The 10437-nt window shown below is 72.5% G+C and carries 3 protein-coding genes; all 3 read right to left on the bottom strand.

Translation table 11 applies throughout. The features are described from left to right. A partial coding sequence (locus ACFYOY_RS48830) for a type I polyketide synthase (protein WP_388594549.1) occupies positions 1 to 1337 on the bottom strand: 1337 nt, incomplete at its 3' end. An 81-nt stretch (positions 1338 to 1418) separates the two neighbouring features. Further along, a complete protein-coding gene (locus ACFYOY_RS48825) occupies positions 1419 to 8015 on the bottom strand; it encodes a type I polyketide synthase (protein WP_388594547.1) in 6597 nt (2198 codons plus the stop codon). A gap of 28 nt (positions 8016 to 8043) precedes the next feature. Beyond that, a partial coding sequence (locus ACFYOY_RS48820; RefSeq protein ID WP_388594544.1) for an SDR family NAD(P)-dependent oxidoreductase occupies positions 8044 to 10437 on the bottom strand: 2394 nt, incomplete at its 5' end.

Genomic DNA, 10437 nt, shown 5'->3' with positions numbered 1-10437 from the left:
AACCCCGACACCCCGGCCCGACGCGGACGCCCCACCTCCGGCCACACCCGCTCCTCGGTCAACAACTCCACCGCACCCGCCGACCAATCCACCTGTGGCGACGGCTCATCCACATGCAACGTCCTCGGCAACACCCCATACCGCAGGGCCATCACCATCTTGATGACACCGGCCACGCCCGCCGCTCCCTGGGTGTGGCCGATGTTGGACTTGAGCGAGCCGAGCCACAGCGGACGGTCCTCCGGTCGCCCCTGGCCGTATGTGGCCAGCAGCGCCTGCGCCTCGATCGGGTCGCCCAGCGCCGTGCCCGTCCCATGGGCCTCCACCGCGTCCACCTCGGCGGCGGTGAGGCGCGCATGGGCCAGCGCCTGCCGGATGACACGCTGCTGCGAGGGGCCGTTCGGTGCCGTCAGACCATTCGACGCACCATCCTGATTCACCGCGCTGCCCCGCACCACCGCCAGCACCCGATGACCGTTCCGCTCCGCGTCCGACAGCCGCTCCAGCAGCAGCACTCCGGCGCCCTCGGAAAAGCCGGTGCCGTCCGCCGCCGCGGCGAATGCCTTGCAGCGCGCGTCGGCGGCGAGTCCGCGCTGGCGTGAGAAGCCGATGAACGCGCGGGGGGTGCCCAGGACGGTGACGCCGCCAGCCAGCGCCATCGAGCAGTCTCCCGCCCGCAGGGCCCGCGCCGCCAGGTGGAGGGCCACCAGGGACGCCGAGCACGCGGTGTCGACCGTGACGGCGGGGCCCTCGAACCCGAAGGTGTAGGAAATCCGGCCGGACAGCACACTTCCGGCGTCGGAGGTCATCAGATAGCTCTCCAGTGCCTCGGGAAGCTCCGGCAGCCCGACGCCGTAGTCGCTGCCCGCGAACCCCGAGAAGACACCGACGTCCTTGCCGCGCCACGCGGTCGGGTCGATTCCGGCCCGTTCGAACGCCTCCCAGGACAGCTCGAGCATGATGCGCTGCTGCGGATCCATCGTGACCGCCTCGCGCGGGGAGATGCCGAAGAAGCCCGCGTCGAACTCCCCGGCGTCGTGCAGAAAGCCACCCTCGCGTACGTAGCTGGTACCCCGGTGGTCCGGGTCCGGATGGAACAGGTGCGCCAGATCCCAGCCGCGGTTCACCGGGAAGCCGGTGATTCCGTCCCGCCCTTGCTGCACCAAGTCCCACAGCTGCTCCGGGGAGGACACTCCGCCCGGAAGCCGGCAGGCCATCGCGACGATCGCGATCGGCTCCGACTTCTCGGCCTCCAGCTCGCGGACCCGCTTCTGGGAACGGCGGGCGTCCGCCAGCACGCGCTTGAGGTATTCGCGCAGCTTCCCGTCATCTGCCATCAGTGGTCACTCCTGAAGGAAACGGTGGCGTGTGCTGGAGGGTCGGCGGGGTGCGGTGTGCGGTCGCGCGGGGCCGGGCGGTCACGATGTGCCGAACTCCCGGTCGATGAGTTCGAACATGGCTTCGTCGGTCGCGGTGTCCACGTCGAACTCCTCGTCCTCGTCGGCGGGTGTGGCGCCTTCCGTGGTCTCCCACTGCTCGACCAGCAGTTGGAGGCGGGCCAGCACCGTGGCGTGGGTTGTGGCATCGGGGGTCACCTCGGCCAGGGTCGCGGCCACGGTGTCGAGCTCGGCCATCAGCACCTCGGAGGTGTCGACCTCCTGGCCCAGTTCGGCCAGCAGGTAGCGGGCGAGTGGCGCGGGGGCGGGATGGTCGAAGATGAGGGTGGCCGGCAGCCGCACCCCGGCGCGGCGGGAGAGTCGGTTGCGCAGCTCCACGGCGGTGAGCGAGTCGAAGCCGATCTCCTTGAAGGGCTGGTTCGGTTCGATGAGGTCGGCCGAGGCGTGGCCGAGGACGGCGGCGGCCTCCTGCTGGACCAGGTCGAGCAGGATCTTCTCCTGCTGGCCGGCGGTTGCCCGGGCCAGCCTGCTCACCAGGTCGTCCGTGTCCGCCGCCGCGTTGTCGACGGCCCGGCGGGGGGCCCGGACGAGGGCGCGCAGCAGTGCGGGCAGCGAGCCGGATCCGGCCAGGGCGCGCAGTGCGGCGAAGTCCATGTGGGCGGGGACCAGTACGGTGTCGGGGCCGCGCAGCGCGGTGTCGAACAGCTCCATGCCCTCGGGTACGGAGAGGCCGAGCATGCCGCCCTTGGCCATGCGCCGCTGGTCGGAGTCGTCCAGGTGTGCGCTCATGTCGGTGACCTGCCCCCACAGGCCCCAGGCGAGCGAGGTGGCGGGCAGCCCCCTGGCGAGGCGGTAGCGGGCCAGCGCGTCGAGGAAGGCGTTGGCGGCGGAGTAGTTGCCCTGTCCCGGGGAGTCGAAGGTGCCCGCCCCGGAGGAGAAGAGGAGGAACGTGGCGAGGTCGAGGTCGCGGGTCAGCTCGTGCAGGTTGAGCACCGCGTCCACTTTGGGGCGGAACACGGCGTCCAGCCGTTCCGGGGTCAGGGTGGTGATCACGCCGTCGTCCAGCAGCCCGGCGGTGTGCACCACGGCGGTCAGCGGGGCGTCCTGGGGGATCGAGCCGAGCAGTGCGGCCACCGCCTCCCGGTCGGCGAGGTCGCAGGCCACCGTGTGCACGGTGGCCCCCAGCGCGCTGAGCTCGTCCTCCAGCTCCGGCATTCCCGCGGCGGCCCTGCCGCGCCGTCCGGCAAGGACAACGTTGCGCATCCCGTGCTCGGCCACCATGCGCCGGGCCACCAGGCGGCCCAGGGAGCCGGTGCCGCCGGTGACCAGGACGGTGCCGGTGGCGTCGAGGGCGCGGGGCATGGTGAACACGTTCTTGCCGATATGCCGTCCCTGGCTCATGTACCGGAAGGCGGCCGGGGCGTGTCGTACGTCCCAGGTGTTCAGTGGCAGCGGGTGCAGCGCTGCCCGGTCGAACAGCTCGGCCAGTTCGCGGAGCATCTCCCCGATGCGGTCGTTGCCCGCCTCGTAGAGGGAGAACGCCTGGTAGGAGACGCCGGGATGGGTGGATGCCACCTCCTCGGGGCTCCGCAGATCGGTCTTGCCCATCTCCAGGAACCGGCCTCCTCGGGGCAGTAGCCGCAGCGAGGCGTCCACGAACTCCCCGGCCAGGCTGTCCAAAACCACATCGACGCCCCGGCCCTGGGTGGCGTCCAGGAAGCGCGGTTCGAAGTCCACCGTGCGCGAGGTGCCGAGCCGGTGTTCGCCGACTCCGGTGGCGCGTACGGCGTCCCATTTGGCGGGGGCGGCGGTGGCGAACACCTCGGCGCCCCAGTGCCGGGCGAGCTGTACGGCGGCCATGCCGACCCCGCCGGCAGCGGCGTGGATCAGTACCGCCTCACCGGATCGGAGACCGGCGAGGTCCCGCAGCCCGTAGTAGGCGGTGAGGAACGCCATCGGCACGGTGGCGGCCTGCTGGAAGGACCAGCCGTGCGGGATCCTGGCCACGGTGCGGTGGTCGGCCACGGCCAGCGGGCCGACGGCGCCGGGGAACAGCCCCATCACCCGGTCGCCGACGCTGATCCCGTCCACTCCGGGGCCGATCTCGGTGACCACTCCGGAGCCCTCGTTGCCGATGGTGGCGTCGACCCTGTTCATGTCCAGGGCGACCAGCACGTCCAGGAAGTTCAGCCCCGCCGCCCGGACCTCGATCCGGACCTGACCGGCTGCCAGCGGCTCCAGCGCGGCGGGCGCGGGGCGCAGGGCCAGACCTTCGAGGGTGCCGTCGGTGCCGGGCTCCAGCCGCCAGGCCGCCGCGCCCGCGGGTAGGGCCAGCGCGCCGGTGGTGTCCGCGCGGGTCAGTCGGCGGACGTAGCGGATGCCGTCGCGCAGGGCCAGTTGCGGCTCTTCCACGGTGAACACGCTGGACAGCCGGGCCTGGGACGCCTGGGCCCGGTCGGTGTCGACCAGGGTGATCCGCCCGGGGTTCTCGGCCTGGGCTGACCTCAGCAGACCGCATACGGCGGCGGCGGTGGGGTCGGTCAGCTCCCGGTCGTGGTGCACCGCCACCGCGCCGTGGGTGAGCACGAGCAGCCGGGTGTCCTCCAGTTCGGGTGCGGCCAGCCAGGTCTGCAGCAGTTCCAGCACCCGGCCGGTGGCCTCCCGTACGCCGCTCGCGCTCGGCTCTTGGTCCTCGCCGGTCAGGTCCGGGAGCAACGCCCCGCGCGTCAGGTCCAGGAGCAGTGCCTCGGGCACGCCCAGGTCGGCGGTCTCGGCCAGTTCCCGGATGTCCTCGGCGGTCGCCACCGGTACGGGGTGCGGTGTGTCCGGTGTGGTGTCGGCCACCGGTGCCGGAAGCTCGTCCCAGCCGACGCGGAACATCCGCTCCCGGGCGGGGGAGGTACCGGTGTCCAGCAGTTCGGTGGCCACCGGCCGGGACACCACCGATCCGACGGCGGCGACGGCCGCGCCGCCGGTGTCCGCCAGCTGAAGCGCCACCTCCTCGGGGCCGTTCGGCGTGATGCGGACGCGCAGGGCGGACGCTCCGGCTGCGTGCAGGGCGACGTCGCGGTAGGCGAAGGGCAGCGCCAGCGTGACCTGTCCGGCGCCCAGGTCGCGGAAGGCGATCGCGTGCATGGCGGAGTCGAGCAGCACCGGGTGCAGGCCGAAGCCGTCCGCCGAGAGCCCCTGGTCCTCGGCCAGTGCGACCTCGGCGAACACCTCCTCGCCTCGGGTCCACACCGCGCGCAGTCCCCGGAAGGCCGGTCCGTAGCCGTATCCAGCGGCCGCCATGTCCTCGTAGGTCTCCGACACCCGCTCCGGGTCCACCGCGACCGCCCCGGCCGGTGGCCACTGGGCGAGGCCGGTGTCCGGTGGGGTGGTAACGGCGGCCGGGGCCAGGACACCGGTGGCGTGCCGCGTCCAGGCCGCCCCCGGTGCGCTCCCCTCCGGGCGGGAGCGCACGGAGAGCGGGCGCCGCCCGGCGTCGCCCGCCTCGCCCACGAACACCTGCAGGCGGGCGCCGTCGCCCTCGGCCAGGGTGAGTGGTGCCTCGATGACGAGCTCTTCCACGACACCACAGCCCACCTCGTCACCGGCGCGCACCGCCAGCTCCACGAACGCCGCCCCGGGCAGCAGCACCGTGCCCGCCGCCGCATGGTCCGCCAGCCACGGATGCGAACGCAGCGACAGCCGGGAGGTGAACAGCACACCGCCGGACTCGGGGAATTCGGTGACCGCGCCCAGCAGGGGGTGCTGGGCCGGTTCGAGACCGAGCCCGGTCGCGTCGCCGAAGGTCTCGGTCGACTCCAGCCAGTAGTGCTGGCGTTGGAAGGCGTAGGTGGGCAGATCGATCCGGTTCGGGTCCGAACCGGCGAACACCGTCGACCAGTCCAACGGCAGCCCGCCCACATGGCCCTCGGCGAGGGAGGCGAGGAACCGCCGCGCACCGCCTTCGTCGCGCCGCAGGGAGCCCACGGCCACCGCGTCGGCCCCGGCGTCCTCGAACATCTGCTGCAGGGCCGTCACCAGCACGGGATGGGCGCTGGACTCGACGAAGAAGCCGAATCCGTCGGCGAGGAGCTCGCGGACGGCGCCCTCGAAGTTCACCGGCCGGCGTGCGTTGCGGAACCAGTACTCGGCATCCAGTTCGCCGGTGTCGAGCACACCGCCGGTGACCGTCGAGTAGAACGGGATGTGTCCGCGGCGCGGGATGATGTCGGCGAACATGGCGAGGATGCGGTCCCGCAACGGGTCGACCTGGGCGCAGTGCGAGGCCACCGTCGAGCCCACGACCTGCGCCCGGATCCCGTCGGCCTTGCAGCCGGCCACGAATTCCTCCAGCGCGGCCACCTCGCCCGCGACGGTCACCGCCGAGGGCCCGTTGCGTCCGGATATCACCAGCCGCTCGCCCCAGGCCACCAGCCGCTTTTCCACGGCGTCGGCCGACAGCGCCACGGAGGCCACCGCGCCCTTGCCCACCAGTTCCTCGGCGAACAAGGCGCTGCGCAGGACCACGATCCTGGCCGCGTCCTCCAGCGACAGCGCCCCGGCCACATACGCCGCCGCGATCTCCCCTTGGCTGTGGCCGACCACCGCCGCCGGTTCGGCCCCGGCCGCCGCCCACACCGCCGCCAAGGACACATGCACCGCGAACAGCGCGGGTTGCAGGATCTCGATCCGGTCCAGGGAGGGCGCTCCGTCGGCCCCGCGGATCACATCGGTGACGGACCAGTCCAGGAGGCGGCTCAACGCGTCGTCGCATTCGGCGAACCGGGTGGCGAACGCCGGTGAGGAGGAGAGCAGTTCGGCCGCCATGCCCCGCCACTGCGAGCCCTGGCCGGGGAAGACGAAGGCGATGTGGCCGGTGGCCGGGCCGGTACCGCGGATCACATCGGGTGCGGGGGTGTTCTGGGCCAGTGCGGTCAGGCCGCGCAGTGCGCCGTCCCGGTCGGCGGCCAGCACCACGCCACGCTGCTCCAGCGCGGCGCGCCCGGAGGCCAGCGACCAGCCGAGGTCCGGCAGGGCCGCTGCGGGGCGTTCGTCCAGGAATGACAGCAGGCGCTGGGCCTGAGCGCGCAGTCCCGACTCGCCCCGCCCGGACACCAGAAGCGGCACCGGGGCATCGTGGCCATCGTCGAACACCGGGGGTGTCGGCGAGGACAGCGCCGGATCAGTGGTGGCGGCGGTTTCGGCGGCCGAGCCAGTGGTGAGGTCGGGCTCGGTGGGCTGGGGGGCCGGGGCCTCTTCGAGAATTACATGAGCGTTGGTGCCGCTGATGCCGAAGCCCGATACGGCGGCCCGGCGCGGCCGTTCCGTCTCCGGCCATGGCTGTTCGCTGGTCAGGAGCTCCACGGCGCCGGCCGACCAGTCCACCTGGGGTGTGGGCGCGTCCACATGCAGGGTGCGCGGCAGCAGGCCGTGCCGCATCGCCATCACCATCTTGATCACACCCGCCGCCCCGGCGGCCGCCTGGGTGTGGCCGATGTTCGACTTCACCGACCCCAGCCACAGCGGGCGGTCGCGGTCCCGGCCGTACGTGGTCAGCAGGGCCTGCGCCTCGATGGGGTCGCCCAGCGCCGTACCCGTTCCGTGTGCCTCCACCACGTCCACATCGGCGGCCGACAGCCGCGCGCTGCTCAGCGCCCGGCGGATGACGCGCCGCTGTGAGGGGCCGTTCGGTGCCGTGAGACCGTTGGACGCACCGTCCTGGTTCACCGCCGAGCCGCGCACCACCGCCAGCACCGGGTGTCCCGCGCCGACCGCGTCGGACAGGCGCTCCAGCAGAAGCACACCGGCGCCCTCGGAGAACCCGGTGCCGTCCGCCGAGGCCGCGAATGCCTTGCACCGGCCGTCGGGGGCCAGCCCGCGCTGCCGGGAGAAGCCCACGAAGGCATCGGAGGCCGCCATGACGGTGACCCCACCGGCCAGCGCCATCGAGCACTCCCCCGCACGCAGCGCCTGTGCTGCCAGATGCAACGCCACCAGCGACGAGGAGCACGCCGTGTCGATCGTCACGGCGGGGCCTTCGAGTCCGAGTGCGTAGGAGACCCGTCCCGACAGCACGCTTCCCGCGCCACCGGTGAGGATGAAGCCCTCCAGCCCTTCGGGGACCTCGGCGAGACCGGCACCGTAGTCGTGGAAGGCGATACCGGAGTAGACACCGACGTCCTTGCCCCGCTTGGTGGTCGGGTCGATCCCGGCGCGCTCGAACACCTCCCAGGACAGCTCCAGCATGATCCGCTGCTGGGGGTCCATCGCGACGGCCTCGCGGGGCGAGATGCCGAAGAAGCCCGCGTCGAACTCACCGGCGTCGTGCAGAAAACCCCCTTCCGTGGCATAGCTGGTGCCGGGGTGGTCCGGATCGGGGTGGAAGAGGTTGTCCAGGTCCCAGCCGCGGTTCACCGGAAAGCCGGAGATGCCGTCACCACCGGTGGACACCAGCTCCCACAGCTCCTCCGGTGTGCTCACCCCGCCCGGCAACCGGCAGGCCATCCCGACGATGGCGATGGGAGCGGAGGTGGCCGCGACCGCCTTGTCGTACTCGTGCTTCAGCCGGGCGTTGTCCTTCAGCGAGGCGCGCAGGGCTTCGACGATCTGTTCACTCTGGCTGCTGCTCATGGCTGCTCCCACCGCTTCGAGTGCGCGATCACAACTGGGTTCCGTCGAATGCCCGTTGGACCAGTCCGGCGATATCCATTCCATCGATCAGGTCGAGCTCTTCGTCGGCGGACGGCCGACTCCCGTTTTCCGCGGTCGCATCCGTCCTGGCCAGCGACCGCAGCGCGTCGAGCACTCCGGCCTCGCGGAACCGGCTGAACGGTACGGAGGCCAGGACGCGGCGGATCTCCTCCTCATCGGCCTCGGTGACCTCGTCGTCACCCTGGTCCCCCAGAAGCTCGGTGCGCAGGTACTCCACCAGCGCGGCGGGCGTGGGGTAGTCGAAGACGAGGGTGGCCGGCAGCCGGGTGCCCAGAGCGGCGCCGAGGGTGTTGCGCAGGTTCACCGCCGCCAGGGAGTCGAACCCCATCTCCTGGAAGGCGCGTTGCGGTTTCACGGCCTCGACACCGCTGTGCCCCAGTGCGATGGCCGCGTTCTCGCGCACCACCTTCATCAGCGCGCGTTCCCGCTCGGCGTCGGAGCGCGCGGCCAGTTCGCGCAGGAACTCCGAGGCGGACTCGTCGGTGGCCTCGTCCGGCCGAAGGCTGTCGACGATCTCCTGAACGCCCGGCAGGTCACTGATCAACGGGCTGGGCCGCAGCGAGGTGAAGGCCGGGACGAACGCCGCCCAGTCGATGTCCGCCACGGCCACGAGCGTGTCGCCATGGCGGACGGCGTACGTCAGGGCCGCCATGGCCGCCTCGGGCGCCATGGGCAGCACCCCACGGCGGCGCAGCTGCTCCTGGGCGGTGGCGTCGGCGGCCACACCGAAGCCGTCGATCACACCCCAGGCCACCGAGGTGGCCACCAGCCCCCTGGCGCGGCGACGCTCGATCAGGGCGTCGAGCTGCGCGTTGGCCGCGCCGATCAGCCCCTGGCCGCCACCGCCCCAGACGCTGGCGACCGAGGAGAAGACCACGAACAGGTCCAGGTCCCGATCGGCCAGGAGCGTGTCGAGATGGAGCAGACCGTCGACCTTGGCGGCCAGCGTCCGGGCCAGTTCATCGGCGCTGGTGGCGTCGGTCTGGGCGATCCGTGCGAGGTCTGCGGTGTGGACGACGCCGGTGAGCTCGGGATACGCGGCTGGGCCGGTGAGCAGCCGCTCGGCCGCGTCCCGGTCGGTGAGGTCCACCGGGCACACCGTCACCTTGGCGCCTTGGCCGCTCAGCTCGTCCCGCAAGGCCACCACATCCGGCGCCTCCGGATCCGGCGCCCCCGGATCCGTACCGACGGTCAGCACCAGGTGTTCGGCACCGGCACCGGCCAGCCAGCGCGCGGCGTGCCGGCCGAGTCCCTCCGTACCGCCGGTGACCAGGACGGTGCCACGCGGCCGCCACTCCGGCTTCGCCACGGCGGTGGGCAGTGGCTGGCTGCGCATCCTGCGCACGAACGCGCCCGTGGCACGGATCGCGAACTGGTCCTCGTCACCGGGATCGGCCAGCGCGCCGAGCAGGGTCCGGGCGGCACGGTCGCCGAACACGTCCGGGAGGTCCACCAGCGCCCCCCAGCGGTCCGGCTGCTCCAGCGCCACGGCCAGGCCGAGTCCCCACACCGCCGCCTGTTCCGGGGCACTGAGCCGGTCCGCCGCGCCCACGCTCACCGCGCCCCTGGTGGCGCAGTACAGACGGTGGCCGGAGCCCAGGTCGCCGAGGGCCTGCACCAGCGCCAACGTGGCTGCGACCCCCTCGGTGAGCGTCGCGGAGCCGGGACGTATGCGCTCGTCGAGCGCGAGCAGGGACAGCACTCCGCCGATGTCCTCATGGTCCGCCAGCGCGCCGCGCAGCGTCTCGGCGAGAGCGACGCGGTCCGCCGTCTCGGTTCCGTCGAGCCGCAGGATCGTGGTGCGCAGACCCTGGCGATTCAGCGCCGGGGCCACCTGGGCCACGTACTCCTCGTCCCGGCAGCCGTGCGGCAGGACGACCAGCCAGGTGCCGGTGGGTACGCCGGAGGCGGCGCCGGGAAGCGGCTTCCAGGTGACCTGATAGCGCAGCCGGTCGGCCGCGGACTTCTCACCGCGCTTGCGTCGCCAGTCCGACAGCACGCCCAGCGCACCGCCCACGGCGTCCAGAGCGGCGCGGTCGTCCTCGCCATCGGCCAGGTCCAGCGCCTCGGCCACCGAGCCCAGGTCCTCACGTTCGACGGCGGCCCAGAACCGGGCGTCATCGGTGTCGTCGGAGGCGCCGACGGGGCCCTGGTGAGCAGCGGGCCGGGTGTCATGGAGCCAGTAGTGCGCGCGCTGGAAGGCGTACGTGGGCAGATCGGGGAGGTGGACGGGCGGAACCGCACCGCCGAACAGGGCGCCGAAGTCGACGCCTACGCCTGCCACATGCAGTCGAGCGACGGCGGACAACAGCGCACGGACCTCGTCGCCCTCCCGCCGAAG

This window comes from Streptomyces sp. NPDC007875 (assembly GCF_042868035.1).
Taxonomy (GTDB): Bacteria; Actinomycetota; Actinomycetes; order Streptomycetales; family Streptomycetaceae; genus Streptomyces; species Streptomyces antimycoticus.
The sequence above is the reverse complement of the archived record's forward strand: the minus strand, read 5'-3'. Positions and strand labels throughout refer to the sequence as shown.

What these genes read in the sequence shown, in the direction of transcription:
- ACFYOY_RS48825 (WP_388594547.1), bottom strand. Translation starts at nt 8,015, where the DNA reads ATGAGCAGCAGCCAGAGTGAACAGATCGTCGAAGCCCTGCGCGCCTCG.